Origin of the sequence: Marinobacterium maritimum, from assembly GCF_039523155.1 — a bacterium.
Lineage (GTDB): Bacteria > Pseudomonadota > Gammaproteobacteria > Pseudomonadales > Balneatricaceae > Marinobacterium > Marinobacterium maritimum.
The window spans coordinates 1-22552 of record NZ_BAAAET010000008.1 but is presented as its reverse complement, the minus strand read 5'-3'; the positions used below and the strand labels follow the sequence as shown (position 1 = coordinate 22552).

Annotated in this window: 23 protein-coding genes and 1 pseudogene; 12 read left to right on the top strand and 12 right to left on the bottom strand. The window is 59.1% G+C overall.

The window, feature by feature from the left end; genetic code table 11:
• Positions 1-25 precede the first annotated feature (25 nt).
• Positions 26-1495 carry an IMP dehydrogenase gene (gene guaB, locus ABD013_RS17775; RefSeq protein ID WP_343809010.1) on the bottom strand — a complete coding sequence of 490 codons (1470 nt, stop codon included), beginning with the start codon at positions 1493-1495 and terminating at the stop codon, positions 26-28.
• 120 nt (positions 1496-1615) lie between these two features.
• Here guaB and xseA point away from each other — a divergent pair, with 120 nt between their 5' ends.
• The 3 genes from xseA (at position 1616) to ABD013_RS17760 (ending at position 4583) form a co-directional block, all read left to right on the top strand.
• The gene (gene xseA / locus ABD013_RS17770; protein ID WP_343809009.1) at positions 1616-2962 is read left to right on the top strand and encodes an exodeoxyribonuclease VII large subunit; all 1347 of its coding nucleotides are present in this window, start codon (positions 1616-1618) and stop codon (positions 2960-2962) included.
• Positions 2963-3127: 165 nt separating this feature from the next.
• A complete protein-coding gene (bamJ, locus tag ABD013_RS17765) occupies positions 3128-3754 on the top strand; it encodes a BamJ family beta-barrel-assembly machinery protein (RefSeq protein WP_343809008.1) in 627 nt (208 codons plus the stop codon).
• Positions 3755-3821: 67 nt separating this feature from the next.
• Positions 3822-4583 carry an alpha/beta fold hydrolase gene (locus tag ABD013_RS17760; RefSeq protein WP_343809007.1) on the top strand — a complete coding sequence of 254 codons (762 nt, stop codon included), beginning with the start codon at positions 3822-3824 and terminating at the stop codon, positions 4581-4583.
• A 6-nt stretch (positions 4584-4589) separates the two neighbouring features.
• On the opposite strand, the gene ABD013_RS17755 is transcribed toward ABD013_RS17760, so the two are convergent.
• From ABD013_RS17755 to bioB, 7 genes are all read right to left on the bottom strand, one after another.
• Positions 4590-5375, bottom strand: coding sequence for a putative metalloprotease CJM1_0395 family protein (locus ABD013_RS17755; protein WP_343809006.1), 786 nt, complete (start codon positions 5373-5375; stop codon positions 4590-4592).
• Positions 5376-5410: 35 nt separating this feature from the next.
• Entirely contained in the window at positions 5411-5656 is a 246-nt protein-coding gene (locus ABD013_RS17750; protein WP_343809005.1) for a hypothetical protein, read from the bottom strand.
• A 140-nt stretch (positions 5657-5796) separates the two neighbouring features.
• Positions 5797-6483, bottom strand: coding sequence for a dethiobiotin synthase (gene bioD / locus ABD013_RS17745; protein WP_343809004.1), 687 nt, complete (start codon positions 6481-6483; stop codon positions 5797-5799).
• A complete protein-coding gene (bioC, locus tag ABD013_RS17740; RefSeq protein WP_343809003.1) occupies positions 6480-7262 on the bottom strand; it encodes a malonyl-ACP O-methyltransferase BioC in 783 nt (260 codons plus the stop codon). The genes bioD and bioC overlap by 4 nt, the downstream gene beginning before the upstream one ends.
• The gene (gene bioH / locus ABD013_RS17735; RefSeq protein WP_343809002.1) at positions 7249-8016 is read right to left on the bottom strand and encodes a pimeloyl-ACP methyl ester esterase BioH; all 768 of its coding nucleotides are present in this window, start codon (positions 8014-8016) and stop codon (positions 7249-7251) included. Before bioH ends, bioC begins: the two co-directional genes overlap by 14 nt.
• Entirely contained in the window at positions 8013-9194 is a 1182-nt protein-coding gene (gene bioF, locus ABD013_RS17730; protein WP_343809001.1) for an 8-amino-7-oxononanoate synthase, read from the bottom strand. Before bioF ends, bioH begins: the two co-directional genes overlap by 4 nt.
• Before the next feature lie 9 nt (positions 9195-9203).
• On the bottom strand, positions 9204-10259 hold the full coding sequence (bioB, locus tag ABD013_RS17725) for a biotin synthase BioB (RefSeq protein WP_343809000.1): 1056 nt from the start codon (positions 10257-10259) through the stop codon (positions 9204-9206).
• A gap of 100 nt (positions 10260-10359) precedes the next feature.
• Between bioB and ABD013_RS17720 the strand changes: the two genes are divergently transcribed.
• The 5 genes from ABD013_RS17720 to ABD013_RS17700 all read left to right on the top strand — a co-directional run bounded on the left by ABD013_RS17720 (position 10360) and on the right by ABD013_RS17700 (position 15329).
• The gene (locus tag ABD013_RS17720) at positions 10360-11067 is read left to right on the top strand and encodes a ComFC family protein (protein WP_343808999.1); all 708 of its coding nucleotides are present in this window, start codon (positions 10360-10362) and stop codon (positions 11065-11067) included.
• Between the two features lie 50 nt (positions 11068-11117).
• Entirely contained in the window at positions 11118-11864 is a 747-nt protein-coding gene (gene modA, locus ABD013_RS17715) for a molybdate ABC transporter substrate-binding protein (RefSeq protein WP_343808998.1), read from the top strand.
• A complete protein-coding gene (gene modB / locus ABD013_RS17710) occupies positions 11851-12537 on the top strand; it encodes a molybdate ABC transporter permease subunit (RefSeq protein ID WP_343808997.1) in 687 nt (228 codons plus the stop codon). Before modA ends, modB begins: the two co-directional genes overlap by 14 nt.
• Entirely contained in the window at positions 12534-13604 is a 1071-nt protein-coding gene (gene modC, locus ABD013_RS17705; RefSeq protein WP_343808996.1) for a molybdenum ABC transporter ATP-binding protein, read from the top strand. The genes modB and modC overlap by 4 nt, the downstream gene beginning before the upstream one ends.
• A gap of 93 nt (positions 13605-13697) precedes the next feature.
• Positions 13698-15329: a Na/Pi cotransporter family protein gene (locus ABD013_RS17700; protein ID WP_343808995.1), complete on the top strand. Its 1632-nt coding sequence runs from the start codon at positions 13698-13700 to the stop codon at positions 15327-15329.
• 27 nt (positions 15330-15356) lie between these two features.
• Here ABD013_RS17700 and ABD013_RS17695 read toward each other — a convergent pair whose 3' ends face one another.
• Positions 15357-16862: a malonate--CoA ligase gene (locus tag ABD013_RS17695; protein WP_343808994.1), complete on the bottom strand. Its 1506-nt coding sequence runs from the start codon at positions 16860-16862 to the stop codon at positions 15357-15359.
• Positions 16863-16949: 87 nt separating this feature from the next.
• Between ABD013_RS17695 and ABD013_RS17690 the strand changes: the two genes are divergently transcribed.
• From ABD013_RS17690 to ABD013_RS17675, 4 genes are all read left to right on the top strand, one after another.
• A complete protein-coding gene (locus ABD013_RS17690; RefSeq protein WP_343808993.1) occupies positions 16950-17633 on the top strand; it encodes a GntR family transcriptional regulator in 684 nt (227 codons plus the stop codon).
• A complete protein-coding gene (locus ABD013_RS17685; RefSeq protein WP_343808992.1) occupies positions 17608-18975 on the top strand; it encodes a malonyl-CoA decarboxylase domain-containing protein in 1368 nt (455 codons plus the stop codon). Before ABD013_RS17690 ends, ABD013_RS17685 begins: the two co-directional genes overlap by 26 nt.
• Positions 18962-20002 carry a Clp protease/crotonase-like domain-containing protein gene (locus tag ABD013_RS17680; RefSeq protein ID WP_343808991.1) on the top strand — a complete coding sequence of 347 codons (1041 nt, stop codon included), beginning with the start codon at positions 18962-18964 and terminating at the stop codon, positions 20000-20002. Before ABD013_RS17685 ends, ABD013_RS17680 begins: the two co-directional genes overlap by 14 nt.
• 231 nt (positions 20003-20233) lie before the next feature.
• Complete coding sequence (locus ABD013_RS17675) at positions 20234-20776, top strand: winged helix DNA-binding protein (RefSeq protein ID WP_343808990.1); 543 nt, start codon at positions 20234-20236, stop codon at positions 20774-20776.
• Here ABD013_RS17675 and ABD013_RS17670 read toward each other — a convergent pair whose 3' ends face one another.
• The 3 genes and pseudogenes from ABD013_RS17670 to ABD013_RS17660 form a co-directional block, all read right to left on the bottom strand.
• Positions 20777-21388 (bottom strand): FMN-dependent NADH-azoreductase, encoded by a 612-nt coding sequence (locus ABD013_RS17670; RefSeq protein WP_343808989.1) that lies wholly within the window; start codon positions 21386-21388, stop codon positions 20777-20779.
• Between the two features lie 17 nt (positions 21389-21405).
• Entirely contained in the window at positions 21406-22152 is a 747-nt protein-coding gene (locus tag ABD013_RS17665; RefSeq protein ID WP_343808988.1) for an SDR family NAD(P)-dependent oxidoreductase, read from the bottom strand.
• Positions 22153-22199: 47 nt separating this feature from the next.
• Positions 22200-22552, bottom strand: a pseudogene (locus ABD013_RS17660) (4-hydroxy-2-oxovalerate aldolase); the annotation flags it as partial.

Below are 22552 nucleotides of genomic sequence, written 5' to 3'. Positions count from 1 at the left end.
ACTTACTGGTTAGTATTTAATCTGCTCAGCCCACACGGTAGTTGGGCGCTTCCTTGGTGATGCTGACGTCGTGCACGTGGCTCTCGGTGATACCGGCGTTGGTGATGCGCACGAACTTCGGCTTGTTGCGCATCTCTTCAACAGTGGCACAGCCAGTGTAGCCCATGGAAGCACGCAGACCGCCCATCAGCTGGTGCAGTACGCCACCCATCGGGCCCTTGCAGGGTACGCGACCTTCGATGCCTTCCGGCACCAGCTTCTCGGCACCTTCTTTGGCATCCTGGAAGTAACGGTCGGAAGAGCCGGTCAGACCGGACATGGCACCCAGAGAGCCCATACCGCGGTAGGACTTGAACGCACGGCCCTGGAACAGTTCGACTTCACCCGGCGCTTCGTCGGTACCTGCCAGCATGGAACCAACCATGACAGCAGAGGCACCCGCCGCGATCGCCTTGGCCAGATCGCCGGAGAAGCGAATGCCACCGTCCGCGATCAACGGTACACCGTGCTCACGCAGCGCTGCAGCCACGTTGGCAACGGCAGAGATCTGCGGCACACCGACACCGGCCACGATACGTGTAGTACAGATGGAACCCGGGCCGATACCGACCTTGACGCCGTCTGCACCCGCTTCCGCCAGCGCCACAGCCGCTTCAGCGGTCGCGATGTTGCCACCCACCACCTGCACCTGCGGGAAGTTCTGCTTGACCCAACGAACACGGTCGATCACACCCTTGGAGTGGCCGTGCGCAGTGTCCACCACAACCAGGTCAACACCGGCGGCTACCAGCGCCGCAACACGATCAGGCGTTTCCGGACCAGTACCAACGGCGGCACCGACGATCAGGCGACCACGGCTATCCTTGGCAGCCCGCGGGAAAGCCTGGGCCTTGTTCATGTCCTTCACGGTCATCATGCCGCGCAGCGCGAAGTTATCGTCAACCAGCAGGATCTTCTCGATGCGATGACGACGCAGCAGTTCGCGAATCACTTCCTGGTCTTCACCTTCTTTGGCAGTGACCAGACGATCCTTCGGCGTCATGATGGTGGAAACCTTGGCATCCAGATCGTGCTCGAAACGCACGTCACGGCTGGTAACGATACCGACCAGCTCACCGTTGTCGACAACCGGAAAACCGGAGAAGTTCAGCTGGCTCGACAGATCAATGATCTCGCGTACAGTCGTATCGGAGCTGCAGGTTACCGGATCGGTTACCACACCCGCTTCGTACTTCTTCACGCGGCGAACTTCTTCGGCCTGCTGCTCGAGGGTGAGGTTCTTGTGGATAATACCGATGCCGCCTTCCTGAGCCATGGCGATCGCCAGACGGGATTCGGTCACCGTATCCATCGCCGCTGACACCAGCGGAATGTTCAGTTCGATACCCTTGGTCAGGCGGGTTTTCAGCGAGACGTCTTTCGGGAGTACTTCAGAGTATCCCGGCACCAGCAAAACATCATCAAAAGTAAGCGCTTCTTCAACGATTCGCAACATACTGAACCAGCCCGTATTTCCGTGAAAAATTAAACGAGAAAGTATACATGAAATCAGTCCGAACAACAATCGAGAATGACGATGGATGCCATTAGTAACGGGGTCGTTTAAGATGTCCGCATGAATAGAAGCATGCCGCCCCGTAACCGCAGCGCAATCAGCGTCAGCGAGCTTAACCGCCAGGTCAAATCCCTGCTGGAACACTCCTTCATGACCCTGCAGGTCGAAGGCGAAATCAGCAACCTGGCCCGCCCCTCTTCAGGCCATTGGTACTTCACCCTCAAGGATGACCGCGCCCAGGTGCGCTGTGCCATGTTCCGCGGCCGCAACCAGCAGGTTCGCTTCCGCCCCAAGGAGGGTGACCAGGTGGTGGTAATGGCCAAGGTCAGTCTGTACGAGGGGCGCGGGGACTTCCAGCTGATCTGCGAACAGATGCAGGAAAGCGGTCAGGGCCGCCTGCAGCAAGCCTTCGAGCGGCTGAAGCTGCAACTCAGCCAGGAAGGCCTTTTTGATGCCACGCGCAAGCGCCCTCTGCCCAGCCCGGCGCGTCATATCGGTGTGATCACCTCGCCCACAGGGGCGGCGATTCACGATATTCTGCAAGTGTTACAGCGCCGCTGCCCATTGCTGCCGGTAGCTCTCTACCCCACCGCCGTTCAGGGCAACGAGGCTGCGCCGCAGATTGTGCGCGCCATTGAACTGGCTAACCGCGACGGCCGCTGCGACGCTCTGATCGTTGGCCGTGGCGGCGGCTCACTGGAGGATCTCTGGCCGTTCAACGAGGAGAGCGTTGCCCGCGCCATCGCCGCTTCCGGCATTCCGGTGGTATCGGCAGTCGGACATGAGGTCGATATTTCGATCAGCGACCTGGTGGCCGACCTGCGCGCACCAACGCCCTCGGCGGCCGCCGAGCTGCTCAGCCCCGACCAAAGCCAGCTGCAGCAACAACTACAAGTACTGCGTCAGCGGCTGTCACGCCAGACGCTGCGTACCCTGGACCAGCACCGCGCCCGATTGGAACATCTGCGTGCCCGCCTGCGTCACCCTGGCGAACGGCTGCGTGAGCAATCACAGCGACTCGATCAGCTGGAACTTCGACTGCAACGCGCCCTGAACCTGCGCCTGCAACAAAGTGCTCAACGCCTGGAAGCCCTGCATCAGCGACTACAACGCAGCTCACCGTCGCGCCTGCTTGAGCGCAAGCAGCAGCAACTGGCCCCGCTGCAGCAGCGCTTGCAACACGGCATAGAACTGCTGCTGCAGCAACGGCGTCAACAACTGCAGTTTCAGGCACGCCAGCTGCACGGCGTCAGCCCGCTGGCCACACTGGAGCGCGGCTATGCGATTGTACAGGACCAAAACGGCCAGGCGATCACCCGGCAGGAGCAGGTCAGCCCCGGCGATCAGATCAACGCCCGCCTGCATCAGGGCACGCTGATCTGTACCGTCGACGGTTATGCCGACTGATCCACCACGCCAGCTGTGGTAGGATCACGGCCCTTTGCAAACTCCAACAGGTTGTTGAAAAACATCATCAAGGCAGCCGGGCCTGTTTTAACGAAACATTCGGCAACGCAGATGGGTTTTCGACAGCCTGCCAATACGAACACCCCAAACAGACAGGCAAAGATTATGTCAGAACAGGTTTTTGAAACCACAGAACAGCGCGCCAGCTACGGCATCGGCCGCCAGATGGGCGACCAGCTGGCTCAGGGCAGCTTCGATGGCGTTGATGTTGAAGCCGTCATCACCGGCCTGCGCGACTCCTTCCACGGCGAAGCGCTGCGCGTCCCGGCTGAACAGATTCAGGCCGCTTTCAACGAAATCACCCAGCGCATGCGCGAAGCCCAGGAAGCCCAGGCCAAGGAAGCCGCCGCAGCCGGCGAGCAGTTCCTGGCCGATAACGCCAAGCGCGACGGCGTAATCACACTGGAATCCGGCCTGCAGTACGAAGTAATCACCGCCGGTGAAGAAGAGGGTGAAAAGCCGACGGCCCAGAGCAAGGTGCGTACGCATTACCACGGCACTTTCATCGACGGCAAGGTATTCGACAGCTCCTACGAGCGCGGCCAGCCGGCCGAGTTCCCGGTCGGCGGCGTGATCGCTGGCTGGACCGAAGCCCTGCAGCTGATGAGCAAGGGTGCCAAATGGCGTCTGTATGTGCCCTACCAGCTGGCCTACGGCGCCCAGGGTTCCCCGGGCGGTATCCCGCCCTACTCTACCCTGGTCTTCGATGTTGAGCTGATCGACATCCTCTGATCCATTCGGGGCGCCTCAAGGCGCCCCGTCTGTCCGTCCGAGTCTAATCGACCGAGAGACCTTTATCATGTTGCTGCACTTTCAACGCCACGGCCAGGGCGAGCCCCTGGTGATTCTGCACGGCCTGTTCGGCACCCTGGAAAACTGGGGCGCCCAGATCAAAACGTTGAGCGAGCACTTCGATGTGATCGCCGCTGATCTGCGCAACCACGGCCGCTCGCCGCATAGCGACGAAATGAATTACCGAGCAATGAGCAACGATCTGCTGGAGCTGCTGGATCATCTGCAGCTGGAGCGCATCAACCTGATGGGTCACTCCATGGGTGGCAAGGCCGCCATGCAGTTTGCGCTGGACCACCCCGAACGGGTGGAACGACTGATCGTGGTCGATATCGCCCCCGTGCGCTACCCGCCGAACCATAATGAGGTGATCGAAGGCCTTAACCAGATCGACCTGCCCCAGCTGAAAAGCCGCAGCGAGGCGGATCGCACGCTAAGCGAGTATGTGGATTCCGCCGCGACTCGGGCCTTCCTGCTGAAAAACCTCTATCGCAACGAGCACAAGCAGTTTGCCTGGCGCATGAACCTGCCGGTACTGGAACAGCAGTACCCCGAGATTGCCGCAGCCCCGGAAGGCGAGGCCTATACCGGCCCGGTGCTGTTCATCAAGGGTGGCGAATCCGACTACCTGCTGGCGGAACACCAGCAGCCGATTCAGCAACTCTTTCCCAACGCGGGTTTCAAGATTATTGCGGGCGCCGGGCACCTGCCCCATGTGGAAAAGCCGGCCATCTTCACCCGGCTGGTGGATAACTTTCTCGGTGCCTGAACAGGATCAGGCCTGCAGATTAACCAGAGAGCCGGAAGGGTAAAGTGAGGTGTAGACGCCCGTGTCGACCAGTTGCTGCTGGACAGCATTCAGCGGTTGCGGACCGGTAGCCGAAGAAAAGGCCCGGGAGTCGGCATCATTCACGGAAGACCCGGACTTATCAACAGAAGACGCTGACTCAGTCTCGGCGCTTTGATCGGACTCCATGTCATCGGACTCGGCCGCCTCAGTCCGTTCATCCTCTTCCATCCGTGCCAACTCCGCCCGGGCTTCGGCCGCCATGGCACGGGCACTGGCCGCAACCCGATGATCCTGGGAGGAAGGTTCCGCCGGCGCCATTGCCGCGCGGATAATCGTTTCGGCTTTTTCCAGCGTAGCCCGCGGGTCGCCACTCACCGCCGAGGTATCGATACTGACCTCACCACCCACCGCATACATCCGCCCGTCAGGCCCGCGTTGAAAGGTGTAAGAGACCGCCCCCGTGTGGCCACCACCCGCCGCCTGGTGTGCCATCTCGTGCTGACGCACTTCACTGTCTCGAGCACTGAGCTGACGCAGTATCTGCTGATCCTGCAGCTGCTGTGCACGCTCACTGGAAGCTTCACGCGACGATGGGCTTTTCGAGGCCTCTTCCGACGTTGCGTCAGAGCGCCCCCCCCGCTCAGGCTGTTCAACCTGCGCGGAGGTGGAAGGGTCGGTGTCTTCGCGGGCAGCAGCCACGGGCGCAAGCCCACTGCCGGGCGCGACAATGGGCATCATGGGAGGCGAAATACTGGAAAGATTTGTACTCATGGCTGACAAGCGGGAAACAAGCCCCCGCGCTCCATTCAGGCGCGGGTATCGATCAGATTACCCAGTACCTCATCGGCCTGATTAACCACCTTGGTAGCCGCCGCTTCGGTATTACGGTCAACCGTCGTGTCCGCAACAGCCGCGCTGACAGGTTTGCCGGAAGCAAGCTCGGCACTGTCTGACTGACCACTGCCCTGAACATCACCGGATGCCTTGGGCACGTTATCGAGTGTACGGTTTACATTGAACAGACCGCTGTTCTGTGCGGAGGTCACATTCATGTCGCACCTTCCTTAATGATCCCTGGGGCCTGAACACTGCACGACCGAGGTGCCTGACTATCAGAGACAAGATCTGCCTGACACTCCATCAGTGTTTCATTTATGAACAGTATAATTCAAACCCGCAAACTGGTCACTTTTTACTCATCCCAAAGTGGCTTCAGGTCAATATGATCGGCCACCGCATCGGCAGTGGGCTCTTTCAGCCAGGGCACCCGCCCCAGCAGCGGCGCTCGAAACAGTTTCTCCAGTGTTGCCAGGTTTTCATCCGGGCAACTCATCTCGGGGTCCACATGGTTGGCGACCCAGCCAGCCAGACGCAGACCATCACGGGCGATCGCCTCAGCGGTCAGAATGGCGTGGTTGATGCAGCCCAGCTTCATGCCCACCACAAGGATCACGTCCAGCTCCAGCAACTGCGGCAGTCGAGCCAGGCTTTCACGCATGCTCAAGGGCACACGCCAGCCACCCGCACCTTCCACCAGCACCAAGTCCGCCGGCTGCATCATGGCACCGCGGCAATAGGCGGCCAGACGATCGGCACTGAGGTTACGCCCTTCCTGCTCGGCGGCGATATGCGGCGCGATCGGCGGCTCAAATGCAATGGGATTAACCTGTTCATAGTTCAGCTTGATGCTGGCCGCCTGCTGCAGCTGCAAGGCATCGGCATTGCGCAGCCCATCCGGCGTCTGCTCACAACCGGCCGCTACCGGTTTCAGACCGATCGTTCTCAAACCCTGACGATTGGCTGCGGCCAGCAGGCCGGTGGTAACCAGTGTCTTGCCGGCATCGGTATCGGTACCGGCGATAAAGAAACGCTTTTTCACTGGGGCTCCTTGAACAGTTCCAGATAATAGACTTCGTAGGTGGCCGGCAGGGTACCATCTGCCTGGCGCTGCTGTTCATAGGCTTCCAGCAGACGAACCAGACGCTGACGACTGCTCAGCCCCTGCTCACGGCGGCTGTTGACGTTATGTGCCCCCAGTGCCTTGAGCTCATGCATCAACTCCTGCAGCCGATTGTAGCGAAGGACTTTATATTCGGTCTCGCAACGGGCCAGCTTCAGGCCAGTATTGTGTTCCAGCAACTGTGCCAAAGGCATGAAGCTGTTTACATGCACGTCGTCATCGACAGCCGCCCAGGCGCCCTTGAGTTCGTGCAGGGTCTCTGGCCCCAGCGTGGCCAGCAGGCAGCGCCCGCCCGGCTTGAGTACCCTTGCCAGTTCGGCCAGCAGACGATCAGGCTGCTCGCACCACTGCACGGCCAGGCTGGACCAGATCAGTTCCACACTGGCATCCGCCAGCGGCAGCTGCTCGGCATCGCCGCACATATAAAAGGCACCTGCTACCGGGCGCTGCTCGCGGGCAAAGGTAAGCATGCCGTGAGCCAGATCCAGGTGCAGCAGCGGGGCCTGTGGATAACGCTCGCGCAGATAAGGTGCCGCATAACCAGTACCACAGCCCAGGTCAAGCATACGGCCTTGTACCTGTTGCGGCAGCCAGCCCAGTAGCTGGTCGGCGATATCGCGCTGCAACTGAGCAACAGAATCGTAACTCTGGGCGGCACGGCTGAACGCCTGGGCCACCTTGCGCTTATCCCGCTGCATCAATACTGTCCACCTGTCGTTGAATGGATTCCAACACCGCATCGGCATGACTGATAAACGGCAGATGAGCACTATGTTCCAGCACTTGAACATTCAGGCTGTTATTCAGCGCTCTGGCTTTTGCGGCCAGCACCTGGGGCACCAGCTGATCTTCAGCACCCAGTATCAACTGGGTCGGGCAGTTCAAAGCAGCCAATGCGAGGCGCAGGTCGGACTCCAGCAGCATCAGGGCCGAAGCCAGCGCCAGAGGCTCGGTCGAGGCCATCACTGACTTGAGACGCTTGAGCTCATTACGGGCATTGACCGAACCGCGTGTCTGCAAAGCCGCAAAGCGCTGCAGCGTCTTGGCTTCATTGTCGGCCAGCGACTCGACGAAAGCACCGAACACCTCGGGGGCCATGGCACAGGGCCAGTCGTCTCGGGCCACAAAACAGGGGTTGGCCGCGATCAGGCTCAAGCTTTTCACCCGTTCCGGCGCCTGTGCGGCCACCGCCAGTGCCAGCTGCCCGCCCAGCGACCAGCCCGCCCAGTGAGCGCATTCGGGAGCGGCGTCCAGCAAGGCACCGACTGTGGCCTCAAGCGACATGTCACCAGCAGGGGCAGAACGCCCCAGCCCCGGGAGGTCGATCAACGTCACCCGGTAGCGCTCGGCCAAACGGTCGGCAAAATCGCCCCAGATAGCGGAGCTCAATCCCCAGCCATGCAGCATCACCAGACCGGGGCCTGCGCCTTGAGTGTGTGTCCACAGCTTCATCGGCATCCACCCTGCTTTGTACCTGAACGAACGGCATCCAGTGCATCCAGCAGGCAATCGACCTGCTCTTCGCTGTGGGCCGCACTAAGGGTCACGCGCAGACGGGAGCTACCCGCCGGTACCGTTGGCGGGCGGATGGCACTGATGAAGATACCTCGCGCTTCCAGCTCGGCACTGATGCGCATCGCCTCACCGGCATCGCCGATCAGGATCGGCTGAATCGGCGTCGGCGAGTCCATCAGCTCATAGCCCAGCTGTTCGCATCCGCTGCGGAACCGCTTGATCAGCTGCGCCAGCTTGTCTCGACGCCAGCTCTCCGCCTGCACCAGTTTGAGACTGGCCCGGGTGGCCTGCGCCACGGCCGGCGACATGCTGGTGGTATAGATGTAGGTACGGGCGAACTGGATCAGGGTTTCGATCAACACCTCGGAACCGGCAACAAAGGCACCCGAGGTACCAAAGCCCTTGCCCAGGGTACCGATCAGCACAGGTACCTCGTCGTTACTGAGACCAAAGTGCTCGACACAGCCGGCGCCGGTCGCGCCCAGACAGCCAAAGCCGTGAGCATCATCGACCATCAGCCAGCCGCCTTGCTCGCGGGTGACACGGCTCAGTTCTGGCAGGTCGGCAATATCGCCATCCATGCTGAATACGCCATCAGTGACCGCCAGCTTGCGGCGGGCCTCAGAGCGGCTCAGACGCTGGGCCAGACTGTCGGGGTCGTTGTGCAGGTAACGCTGGAAACGGGCACCGCTGAGCAGCCCTGCATCCAACAGGGATGCATGATTGAGACGGTCCTGAAACACCGCGTCCTGCTTGTCGATCAGGGCATTGATGGCGCCGATGTTGGCCATGTAACCGGTGGAGAACAGCAGCACTCGCTCACGGCCGGTGAACTCGGCCAACTCCTCTTCCAGCGCATGGTGCGCCTGTGAATGGCCATTGACCAGATGGGAGGCGCCGCCACCGACGCCGTAGGTATCGGCGCCCTGTTTGAGCGCGGCGATCACCTCTGAGTGGTTGGCCAGCCCCAGGTAGTCGTTGGAGCAGAACGCCAGATAACGCTTGCCATCGACGCTGACTTCCGGCCCCTGGGCCGACTCCAGCACCCGACGCTGGCGATAAAGGTTCTCCTGCCGCCGCGCCTCGAGCGCGGCAGCCAGATCGTTAAAGGACATGGGCGCGCCTCAGTGCGTGGCAGAGGCGTCGACGAACAGCTCGGCGTCCTGCTGCGCCTGGATCTTGGCGGCCAGCTGCTTTTCCTGATCGGCATCGGAGTCTTCGATGCGCTGCTCCGGGCGAATGCCCAGACGCTTGAACAGCTGCAGGTCGCGGTTGGTTTCCGGGTTTGGCGTGGTCAGCAGGCACTCGCCATAGAAGATGGAGTTGGCGCCGGCAAAGAACGCCATCGACTGCAGCTCGTCGGACATCTGTTCACGACCGGCGGACAGGCGCACGTGAGACTTCGGCATCATGATGCGGGCAACGGCGATGGTGCGGATGAACTCCAGCGGGTCCAGGTCGTCGACGTTTTCCAGTGGCGTGCCCTGCACCTTCACCAGCATGTTGATCGGCACCGACTCCGGCTGCTGCGGCAGGTTAGCCAGCTGCATCAGCAGACCGTAGCGGTCCTTGGCGGTTTCCCCCATGCCCAGAATGCCGCCGCTGCAGATTTTCATGCCGGAGTCGCGCACGTGCTGCAGGGTGTTGAGGCGGTCCTCATAGGTGCGGGTGGTGATGATCTTGTCGTAGAACTCCGGCGAGGTATCCAGGTTGTGGTTGTAGTAGTCCAGACCGGCTTCGGCCAGCTGGTCAGCCTGAGACTCCTTCAGCATGCCCAGCGTCATGCAGGTTTCCAGACCCATCGCCTTAACGCCCTTGATCATCTCGATCACGTAAGGCATGTCACGGTCAGTCGGGTGCTTCCAGGCAGCGCCCATGCAAAAGCGGGTGGAGCCAGACTCTTTCGCCTGCTTTGCCTTGTTCAGAACGGCTTCCACTTCCATCAAGCGCTGCTTTTCCAGGCCGGTGTTGTAATGGGCACTCTGCGGGCAGTACTTGCAGTCTTCCGGGCAGGAGCCGGTCTTGATCGACAGCAGCGTGCTGACCTGTACTTCGTTGGGATTGAAGTGCTGACGGTGCACGCTCTGTGCCTGGAACAGCAGATCGTTCATCGGCAGTTCGAACAGTGCCCGTACTTCCTGCTCGGTCCAGTCGTGACGCACTTCGGCGTTGCTTTGCATGACTCCAATCCCCTTGTGACATAATCGGTGGTGCGCACCCAAGGATAGGGTGCCTGCAGTATGCTGTTGATCATAAAGCGACAGAAGGAGCTGTCAACCTATGTTTATGCACAGAAAAAACTACTGGGTATATTTCAACCACTCCTGTTCACTCTGCGGAGCAACAAGCGACGTCCATCACGGCATCTGCACTGACTGCCATAGCGACCTGCCCTGGCTACTGGGCAGCTGCCGTCGCTGCGCTCTTCCCCTGCCATCAACAGCGCCACCCGGCAGCCTGTGCGGCCGCTGCATCCAGACTCCGCCTGCATTCGACCGGACACTGGCCGCCTTTCACTATGACTTCCCGCTGAGCCAACTGCTGCCCCGCATCAAGTACCAGCGCCAACCGGCTCACCTGGGCTGGCTGGGCCGTGTGCTGGCCGCCTTCCTGCAGCAACAGTATGAAGCTGACTGGCCACTGGCTCTATGCGCTGTTCCCATGCACCCGCTCAGTGAACTCAAGCGTGGTTTCAACCAGGCGCAACTGCTGGCCGAGGTATTGGCCCGCCAGCTGCAATTGCCGCTTACACCCTGCCTCAATAAAACACGGCGTACACCCCACCAGATGTCGCTGGGGCTGGACGAGCGACGTCATAATCTGCAGCAGGCCTTCAGGATCACCCGTCCGCCGGCACGGCATATCGCCCTTGTCGACGATGTGATGACGACGGGAACCACCGTCAACACTCTGGCCGAATTGCTCAAACAGGCCGGAGCCGAACGAGTGGATATCTGGGTGCTGGCCAGAACGCCAGAGGTTCGATAAATTGAGAGGTTCGTTAAATTGAACTGGACACTTCGACGACAGGGACGCACATGCTCACACGCCTGCTCTGCACGCTTTGTCTGATACTGCCGAACCTTGCCATGGCTGGCAGTCTGAATCTGGCGGTGGCGGCCAATTTCAAGCAGCCGCTGGAACGGCTGGTACGCCAGTTTGACCCCGAGCAGCAGCATCAAATCGCCATCAGCAGCGCGTCCACCGGTGTGCTCTACACCCAGATCCGCCAGGGTGCGCCCTTTGATATTCTGCTTGCCGCTGACAGCGCCCGCCCGGAACGTCTCGAGCAGGAAGGCCCGGGCATTGCCGGCAGCCGCTTTACCTATGCCATCGGCCAGCTGGCCCTGTGGCAGCCCAAGGGGCATCCTGACTCACTGAAGGATCTGCTCGACGCTCCCCTTGCCATTGCCAACCCCCGCACTGCCCCCTACGGTCTGGCGGCTCAGCAGGTGCTGAAGGCACTCGACCGCTGGCAACCGGCACAGCAGGTACAGGGCAGCAATATCGCCCAGACCTTCCAGTTTATCCACAGCGGCAATGTACCCCAGGGCCTGGTTGCCCGTGCACAGCTGATCCAGCAGTCCATTCCGCCTGCACAATGGGTGCTTGTTGATCCTGAACTGCACCAGCCGATCGAACAGCAGTTGATCCAGCTACAGCGCAGTGCCGGTAACCCACTGGCCGATGCCTTTATCGAGTTTCTGCACTCAGCTGAAGCCCGCCAACTGATCGAGCAGAACGGTTACGTCCCTGGCAAAGGAATCACCCATGCTGCCCACTGAGCAGGACCTCGCCGCGCTCTGGCTTACTCTGCAGCTGGCCAGCCTGACCACGTTGATCCTGCTGCTGCTCGGCACGCCCTTCGCCTGGTGGTTGGCCCACACCCACCGTCGCTGGAAGGTCATCCCCGAAGCTCTGGTGGCACTGCCGCTGATCCTGCCGCCGACGGTGCTGGGCTTCTACCTGCTGCTGGCGTTCGCGCCCGATGGCATCCTCGGTGCGCCCTGGCACTGGCTGACCGGCTCCGGGCTGGCCTTTACCTTTACCGGACTGCTGATCGGCTCCATCCTGTATTCCCTGCCGTTTGTGGTCCAGCCGTTGCAAAGCGGCTTCGAGCAGCTTGATCAGGGGCTGCTGCAGGCCGCTCGATCGCTTGGGGCCAGCCGGCTGTCCTGCTTCAGGCGTATCGTGATCCCTTTGTGCCGACGCAGCTTCCTCACCGCCATCACCCTCGGTTTTGCCCATACGGTAGGCGAGTTCGGCGTGGTATTGATGATCGGCGGCAACATCCCGGGCAGCACCCAGGTGCTGTCGATCGCCCTCTATGACCACGTGGAGACCCTCGAATACGCCCGCGCCCATTGGCTGGCCGGCGGCCTGCTGCTGTTTTCCATCAGCCTGCTGCTACTGCTCTACAGCCTCAACCGGCGCCAGCAGGCGGAGATCATTCGATGAGCCTGACATTCGCCGTGCAACACCACTATAACGGCTTCGATCTGGATATTGAGCTGCAGCTTGAGACCGAAGGGATTACCGCGCTGTTTGGCCCATCCGGTTGTGGCAAGTCCACTCTACTGCGCCTGCTGGCCGGACTGGAGCCGGCCCAGCAGGGCCGCATTCACTTCCATGGCGAATGCTGGCAAGACAGTCAAACAGGGACCGTCCTGCCCGCCAACCGACGTGATATCGGTCTGGTGTTTCAGGACGCCCGCCTCTTCCCCCACCTCAGCGTGCAGGACAACCTGAGCTTCTCGGCTCCCTACCGGCGTGGCGGCATGCCGCTGGACGCCTCCCTGCTGATCGATCAGCTGCAGCTGGCGCCACTGCTACTGCAAAAGCCTGACACCCTGTCCGGTGGCCAAAAACAGCGCGTTGCCTTGGCCCGCGCCCTGCTCAGCCGGCCACGACTACTGCTGCTGGACGAACCCCTGAGCGCACTGGACCGGGAATCCCGCCGGCTGATCATGGACCTGATTGAACAGCTGCAGCAACGTCACGCCTTGCCGATCATCTACGTCACCCACGCAGTCGATGAAGTGCTGCGGCTGGCAGATCATCTGGTTTGCCTGCAACAGGGCAAGGTAATCGCTGAAGGGGATCCTCTTCAGCTGTTCGGTCAGCAGGGCACCCTGCCTCAGCTGGGTAACCGGGCGCTGCTGCGCGGTCGGGTGGCTCAACTGGACATCCAGGACCGCATGAGTGCCATCTCCTGTGGACGGGATCTGCCACCGATCTGGATCGCCGGAACCGATCATGCCCAGGACACCACTGTGACCCTGAGCCTTCAGGCCGAGGATATTGCCCTGTCGCTACAGCCTCTGAGCGGCACCAGCCTGCAGAACCAGTTGCCGGTAGAGCTCGTGTCCATCGACCAGACCAACAGCGACCGCCCCTGGGTGCAGGTGCGCTTCGGCGACCATCTGCTGCCGGTCAGCATCAGCCATCGTGCGTTGACCCAACTGGAGCTGCGGCCGGGGCAGCAACTCTGGGCGCTGATCAAGTCGATTGCCGTTGAGCACTGATCCGGTAAAACCTCAGCCGCGACAAACACTTGCTCGACCTCTACGGAAGGCTCTGCTAATTTTGAGACAAATACACCGGGAGATATTCAGGGAATGACACTGGAGATGCTGGGGCAGCTGTTTGGCGGCTTAGGATTGTTCCTGCTGGGGATGCAACTGCTGACCAATGGCCTGAAACAGGCCGCCGGCCGCTCGCTCAAGGCAGCGCTCGAACATGCCACCGGCTCACGTCTGAAAGGGGTCCTGTCCGGCGCCCTGATCACAGCCCTGGTACAGTCATCCAGTGCCGTCACCGTGGCCACCCTCGGCTTCGTCAACGCCGGCTTGCTGTCTCTGGCGCAGTCGGTATCCATTATCTACGGCAGCAACATCGGCACCACCATGGTGGGCTGGCTGGTCGCATTGATCGGCTTCAAATTCAAAATCAGTGCCTTTGCCCTGCCACTGATCGGCGCCGGCATGGTACTGAGAGTCAGTGGTGGCAACAGCCGACGCGCCCATATCGGCACGGCCATCGCCGGTTTCGGCATTTTCTTCATCGGTCTGGATTTCCTGCGGGCCAGCTTCGATGGTTTAAGCAACTCCGTGCCCCTGGCCGAACTCGGCGCCGGCCCCCTGGCGCTGGCGCTTTTCGTCATCGCCGGCATAGCGCTGACCTTCCTGATGCAGGCATCGGCGGCGGTGATCGCCATCGCACTGTCACTGGTACACACCGAGAGTATCTCCCTGGCCGCGGCCGCAGCTCTGGTGATCGGCGCCAATGTGGGTACCACCACTACCGCGCTGCTGGCCTCCATCGGCGCCACACCCAACGCCAAGCGAATTTCGGCCGCTCATGTACTGTTCAACCTGCTCACCGGCCTGGTCGGACTGGTGCTGCTGGTCGCCCTGAGCGGGCTGCTCAACCGACTGGACCCGACAGCGTTCGACCTGGTCTTCCTGCTGGCCCTGTTCCACACCCTGTTCAATATCGCCGGGGTAGTGCTGATGTGGCCGCTGACCGACCGCATGGTGCACTTTCTTAAGAAGCGCTTCCGTACCCTTGAAGAAAACGAAGCCAAGCCTCGTTACCTGGACAGCAACATTCTGACCACCCCGTCCCTAGCGGTGGAAGCGATCAACATGGAGCTGGCCCGTGTCAGCCGTATCTGCAGCCGCATGTCGCGCGAAGCAATCAGTGCCGAACGGGGCGCGTCCGACCGCCTGCAACAGCAGTACGAGAGCCTCAATCTGCTGATCGGCCGTATCGTCGAGTTCAACCAGGAACTGGCGCGGCAAAACCTGAATGTCGAGATCAGTGAAACCCTGCCGATCTCGCTGCGTGTGGCGCGTTATTTCAACGAGATGGCCCGGCTGGCCGCCCGGCTGCCCGAATACTACCCGGTGTTCGAACAGCTGCAGGACTCCGGCATTCGCGCCAGCGTGCATGACTATCAGCAGGCTGTCATTCACCTGATCGATGCCTGTGAAGTACGCGAAGACAGTGCCACCCAGGGCTACGAGACTCATCAGATGAAGCACGAGATGGAGCGGGAGTATCAACACCTGAAAAACGGCTTGCTCAATCAAACCATCTCAAGCCAGCTTTCCCCTGCCGAGTCCGTCACCCTGCTTGATGCGCTCAGCCATATTCACCGCCTGGCCGAGCAGGCGGAGAAGGCTTCACGCTACTGGAGCAGCACCACCCCGGTACAGCACAGGGCGGCGCTGCTGGAGCAGGAGTGACTGGGGACCGACAGGGCTCAGAACAAACTACTGCCCATACTCATCGCGCAGCAGGTTTTTCTGCACCTTACCCATGGTGTTGCGCGGCAGCTCCGCCAGATAAATGATGCGACGCGGCACCTTGTAGGCAGCCAGGCGGTCGCGACAGTAGGACACTATCTGTTCCTCGCTCGGGGCCTGACCCTGCTCTGCCACGACGGCAACCGCCACACCTTCACCGAAGTCTGCATGCTTGTATGCAAACACGGCGGTTTCGACCACGCCGGGAATCTCGTTCAGTACGAGTTCCACCTCTTTCGGATAAATGTTGTAGCCGCCGCTGATAATCAGGTCTTTCTCACGACCCACAATGGCAACGTAGCCCTCGGCATCGATTTTGCCCAGATCACCGGTAATGAAGTAGCCATCCTCGGTGAAGTCGGCGGCCGTTTTCTCAGGCATGCGCCAGTACCCCTGAAAAACATTAGGCCCCTTTACCTGCAGGCTTCCCACCTCACCGGCGGAGAGCAGCTCCCCAGACTCAGACATCACGCGAACGTCTGTGCCCGGCAGCGGAAAACCAACCGTTCCCGGCAGGCGAGCGCCACGCAACGGGTTGGAGGTATTCATGCCGGTCTCGGTCATGCCATAGCGCTCGAGGATGCGATGACCGGTACGCGCCTCGAACGCCTCGAAGGTTTCTTCCAGCAAAGGCGCCGAACCGGAGATAAACAGGCGCATGTTCACACACAGCTCTGAAGTGAAGTCACTTTCACCCAGCAGGCGAGTATAGAACGTCGGCACACCCATCATCACAGTACATGAGGGCAACTCAGACAGCGCGTGCTGTGCATCGAATTTGGACAGGAAGACCATCTCGGTCGCATTCATAAACGAAATATTGCAGGCCACGAACAAGCCATGGACATGGAAGATCGGCAAGGCATGCAACAACACATCGTTGCCTTTCCAGCCCCAAATATCGGACAGAGTACGGGCATTACTGGCCAGATTGTCATGACTGATCATGGCCCCCTTGGGTCGCCCGGTAGTACCCGATGTATACAGGATGGCGGCGATATCATCCCCTGAGCGCGCTACCGTCTCAAACTGATCACTGTACCTGCCCAGCTCCTGCATCAGACTGCCAGAGCGGTCACTTTCAAGTGTCACACAGCTGAATACCACCCCGCTGTCCTGCTGGATGCCGGCAAAAATTCCTCTCTGAGCCTGCTTGGTCACCACCACTCGGGGCTCGGCATTGGATACGAAATAGGCCAGTTCTTCCGGCATATAGGCCGTATTCAACGGCAGATAGATAGCTCCTGCCCGCAGTACCGCCAGATACAGTGCCAATGCCTCGACACTCTTATCCACCTGAACCGCTACACGATCACCGGGCTCGACCCCCAATCCAACCAGCTGATGGGCCATTCGGGCAGACAAACCATCCAGCTCACCGAATGAGACCAGCCTTTCCTGCTCAGGAACCCTTAGCGCCACCTTGTTCTTATGTAGTTGAAAGCCTTGCTGAAACGATTCAAACAGATTCATGGAACACCCCGTTTATTATTTTTTCTTCACATTAAGCATAATTATTAATTATACTGCGATCAACTTTCAATTGATGATCTATTGAATATGAAGAAGATATCGCGGAAAGTCCTCTTCGAAGAGGTCGCCGATATGCTGGCTCACATGATCTACTCCAGTGAGCTATCACCCGGGCAGTGGATTGATGAACTGGCGCTCTGTCAGCAGATGGGCATTAGCCGGACGCCGCTCAGGGAGGCTTTGAAAGTGCTGGCGTCTGATGGTCTGGTTGAGCTGGTGCCCCGTAAAGGCGCATTCGTCAAAACCATCAGTCTTGAGGATCTGGATGAAATCTTCCCGATCATGGCCATGCTGGAGGGCTACTGTGCCCAACTGTCCGCCGAAAAAGCGACGCGAGAAGACCTCCGCTGTCTTCAGGCGTTACATGGCAACCTGGAGCAGCATGCTGCCGGTGCCAACATTCCCCACTATTACGAAGACAACACCCGCTTTCATGACGCGCTGAAACGGATTGCCCGCAACAGCTGGCTCGAACAGATCACGCTTGACCTGTCCAGAGTGATTCATCTGGCAAGGCATCAGCAGTTGATCGTCAAGGGCCGACTGGAAGAGTCTCTCGAAGAGCATCGCAGAATCATTGAAGCGATCGAAGCGGGAGATGCTGACCGGGCTCGCAAGGTGATGCACGTACACCTGATGAATCAATACCGCGCTCTTAAAGAGTCCATAACCAAGGAGCTTAACAATGGGGTGGATCAGCAAGCTTATTGACTCGGTATCAGAACGGGGCCGAGAAATCTGGCAACAGGAAAGTCATGACCACCCAGCCTTTCCCGACACCCTCGCAGATGCCTGCCGGGACTTGTTGAGCCGCCAGGGGGACGCTGTTGCCTTGGCCATTGCCAAGGAAATTCTGCAGCGCTACCGAAGCGCCTCAGAAGCGGAAAAGCTGGCCTTCTTTCACTTCCTGCAGATGCTGCAACCGGATTTCAACCAGATTTCCCGACTGTCTCATGCGTGCGCCGAACTCAACTCCCCCGAGAGCTACCAGGCATTTTGCACGGCCCTTAGTGGCGGCAGAAAAGCCCTGTTCGAACTGTTGAATGTTCCGGGAGTTGGTACCGCCTCACTGGTGTCCTTGCGTGAAGACCTGCTCAAGGCCATGCGTGTTCAGCCGGAGCTCAAGGTGGTCGATCTCGACCTGCAATCGACGCTACAAAGCTGGTTCAATCGCGGCTTTCTGGAATTCCGATCCATCTCTTGGGAAACACCGGCCTACATTCTCGAAAAACTGATCGAATACGAAGCGGTCCACGAAATACAGGATTGGGACGAGCTGAAGAGACGGCTGGAAGTTGATCGAGACTGCTTTGCGTTTTTTCATCCGGCACTGCCGGGAGACCCCCTCATTTTCGTCCAGGTTGCATACACCCAGGGCATCAGTGGCGATGTAGCCCCTTTCCTGAACAAGGACACCCCCATCGAGGAGGGGCCATCAGCCGACTCGGCCATTTTCTATTCGATCTCCAACTGCCAGAAAGGATTAAAAGGCATCTCGTTCGGCAACTTTTTGATCAAGCAGGTCGTACAGGAAATCCTGAAGCAACGGCCCGCCATCAGGCAGTTTTCCACCCTTTCCCCCATGCCGGCTCTGACACTGGCGCTCGGCAAAGGACAGATCGATGAAGAGGCACTGACGGCGATTGCCGGTAAAAAAACCGAGTTGCTCAAGCAACAGTACGCGGTCGATTCCCTGACCGAGCTGTTGCTCGAAAAAGCCAACCTGCTTGAACGCAACGACGAGCAAACCGCTGCATGGCTGGAGGAGGTCGGGCTCTACTACCTGGCCCAGGTCAAAAAGGGAACCGAGCCATTCGACCCTGTTGCCCGCTTTCATCTCAGCAATGGCGCGTCCATCTACCGGATAAACCCGTTTGCCAACACCCGCCCTTATGGACTCGAGAGTTCCGCAGGTTTGATGGTGAACTACATCTACGAACTGGACCAGGTCGAAATCAACCACGAGCACTTCAAGCAAAACGGCACCATCGCAATCCACCGCTATAACAATAAAAAGAATAAGATCAAGAGGATAGAAAATGTCCGCACATGAATTCGGCAACAAGGACCGATATTTGGCAATGTTGGACCATTTCGATGTCATGCATGAAACCCACTTGAGTGAATCCAGCCGATCAGCCTTCGGGACCCTGAATAACATCAAATATGCGCTCTGGTGCAACAACCCTCATATCAGCGCCGGCAGCTTCGACACTCAAGCCGCAACGGATCTGAACCGCTTCCTGCTACTCTGTATCGAGCATGAAGTGGAAACGGTCATTCTGTTCATCGATTCGGCAGGGGTTTCGCTGAAAGACCCACAGAACGGCATGGCCGGCGTTGCCCAGGCGATCAAGCTGATTCATCGCCTCAATATGCGGCCAGGATGCAAAACAGTGTCAGTCATAGGAGAAACTCGTGGCTGCTTTGGTGGTGCCCTGCTGATCGCCGGTGCCTGCCAATATCAGATCGCCCATCCCTGTGCCCTAATTGGCGTCTCCGGTCCTCAGGTGATCGAGTCCATCACCGGTGAGTCTCGACAAGGGCACATGGCCATCTACACCGCCGCTTACCGCCTGAGTACAGGAGAGGTCAGCCACTTGCTGACGGACCAGTGCCTGCTCAACCAGGTTGCCATACTGCCAACACGTCGGCTGGACTTCTCTTTCCTGTGCTCCCTTATAGACGCTCTTCCCGGCCAGGGAGCGTGCAACCGGTCCTCATCGGGATTCGACAATGAACCGATAAGCCTGGGCGATCTCAAGGAAACCGCTGCCGGTCTTCTGCATGCACAAGCCGGTGTGCTGTACCTCAAGGGGAATGCCGAGCAACCGTTTTCATTCGAAAACGAGCGAAACGGCTTCTCCCGCTATCTGAAAGCACTGGCCGCAACCCTGCGTTACCGGGTCGAAACCGGCCTGCAAGTCGACATCAGCGTGACCGCTCAGGGGTCAGGCGCAACCTTTATCGCTTTCTCAATGATGGGGAGCCACCTCAGGATAGCACCTGAAGCCCAGGTACGTGCGCTGCCTCAAGTGGCTGTCGACAGGATTGTGCCAGCCCGAACAGGGGCACAATAACATCTTGAAAAAACAGAAATTTCAGAAATAAAACCCCTTACCGAGATTGCACTGAAACAGAGCATTTTGCTTCTAAGAGAGGCCTTCTTGGTGCTATTATGAAAAGCAAATCAACTATGTTTATCTTGAAGTTCAATAGACCCTATAGCAAAATCAGCGCATGGCATAGGACTTGCCTCCTGATAAAAATAATAAAGCCAGAGGCCTATTGATATGAACGCGAAAACTCTAATGTCTGATACTACTCTATACCGTAACTGGCACCTTGCTGCGACCGAGCACGATGTAGCCACCACAGAATTCGAATGGGCGCTGCTGCGTTTCCATGAAGCTTTCCAGCGCTTTTGCCTGCAGCTGGGCAGTACTTGTGGGCTGGGCTCCCTGACCTACCAGGAACTGATCATCCTTCATGTCATCCGCATGCAGGACCGACCCAAGCCTGTCACGATCATTGCCCGTCTGTTGAACCGTGACGACATTCCCAATATCCAGTACAGCCTGCGCAAACTGGTTAGCCAGGAATTAATCACCAAGATCAAGGAGCCTCAAGGCAAGATCTACACCTATGCGATGACCGAGGATGGCAAAAGCAAGGTCGACAAATATGCCACTCTGCGCGCAACGCTGTTGACGGAGCAGACAGCCAGCATCGACAAGATCGACGAGAAGCTGGTGGTTGCCGCCCGTCTGATCAGCCTGCTGACCGGTATCTATGATGAAGCGGGCCGCATCTCAGCGACCTACTCGCTGCCGGAAGATATCAAGGAGTCCTGATCAGGACTCCTGTAAAAAACGCTCGATCTCCTGCTCGACTCGGCACAGCGACACTTCCTCGTCAAACGAAGCCTGTGCCGTCCCTTCCATGTAGGCAAACTGCACCTTCTCGAGACCGATAAAGTCGGCAATGATTTTCAGGTAGGGTTCGACCAGATTGGTGTGATGCCGGGCAAAGGCACCTCCCATGGAACAAAGCACCATGGCGCTTTTACCACGACACAGCCCTCTCAATTTGCCATCCGCAACCTTTTCGAAGGTGACCCCGGGACGCACCACCAGGTCGATCCAGGCTTTCAGCGATGCGGGAACGTTGAAGTTGTACATGGGCGTGGCGATCACGACCAGGTCTGCAGCCAGCAGCTCCTGACTGAGTCGATTGGACAGGCTCAGCGATGCCTGAACTCGCTCTGGCAAAGCGTCATTTTTGGCGAAAAAGCCGGACAGCATCTCTTCCGACACGGCGGGCAAAGGTTCAGCCGTCAGGTCACGCTCCATGATCTCAGCCCCTGGAAACAGAGCCTTGGCCTTCTCGATAAACAGCCGGGACATGGCACGACTATGGGCCCCTTCATAGCGGGCGCTAGCGGTCACTACCAGGATCTTTTTCATTTTTTTTCCTTATGTGGTCAGGCGGCACACATGCCGCCGTCTACTGACAGGGTTTCACCGGTGACATAGGAAGACTGCTCCGACAGCAGCCAAAGGACCGCGTCTGTTACCTCTGCCGGCATGGCGATACGGTGCATGGGTACGCCGTCGTCATACATGTGATCATCGCCCCCCGTCACCTTGTCGTAACTGGGCGTTTTTACCGGCCCCGGACAGATCGCGTTGATTCGGATGCCATCACGGGCGTAGTCCAGCGCTGCCGCCTTGGTGGCGCCGACAACGCCGAACTTGCTGGCAACGTAATAAGCCAGGTTCGGCATCGCCTTGAGACCAAAAATGGAGCTGTTGTTGACGATCGAACCCTTGCCATTCTCCAGCAGCAACGGCAGCTGATACTTCATGCCGTACAGGACCCCCTTGAGATTGGTCGCCAGAACGGCGTCGATCAGCTCGTCCGGGGTTTCATGCAAACGGGCAAATTGCTCCTGAAAACCGGCATTGTTGAATGCGCCGTCAAGTCCACCGAAAGCCTCACGGGCTGCCTCCGCGACCAGGCTGCAGGCAGCCGGGTCGGATACATCAGCCGCCTGAAAAATGGCACGCCCCGGCAGTGAATGCGCAGCCTCCATCAAGTGTTCCCCCTTGGCGGCACTGCGCCCAACCATCAACACCTGAGCGCCTTCACGCAGCAAGGCCAGCGCCACATCACGCCCCATGCCGGAACCTGCGCCAGTAACGATGTAACGTTTATCGGTAAACTGCATGCTTGCCTCCCTCGTTTCCTCGTCCAGAAGCAACTCGACCTTCAGATCTATCCCTTCTCTTTCGCCATGGTCAGCGCCAGGTCCTCGATCATGTCTTCCTGACCGCCGACGGTACCGCGGCGGCCCAGTTCGACCAGGATGTCACGGGCCTGGATGCCGTACTTCTTCTCCGCGCGCTGAGCAAACAGCAGGAAGGATGAGTAAACACCGGCGTAACCCAGAGTCAGCGCATCGCGGTCAACGCGGATAGGCTGATCCATGATCGGGAACACCCGGTCTTCGGCCACATCCATGATCTTGTACAGGTCGATGCCGGTCTCGACACCCATACGGTCCAGCACGGCGCAGAACACTTCCAGCGGCGTGTTGCCGGCACCGGCACCCAGGCCAGCGACAGAGC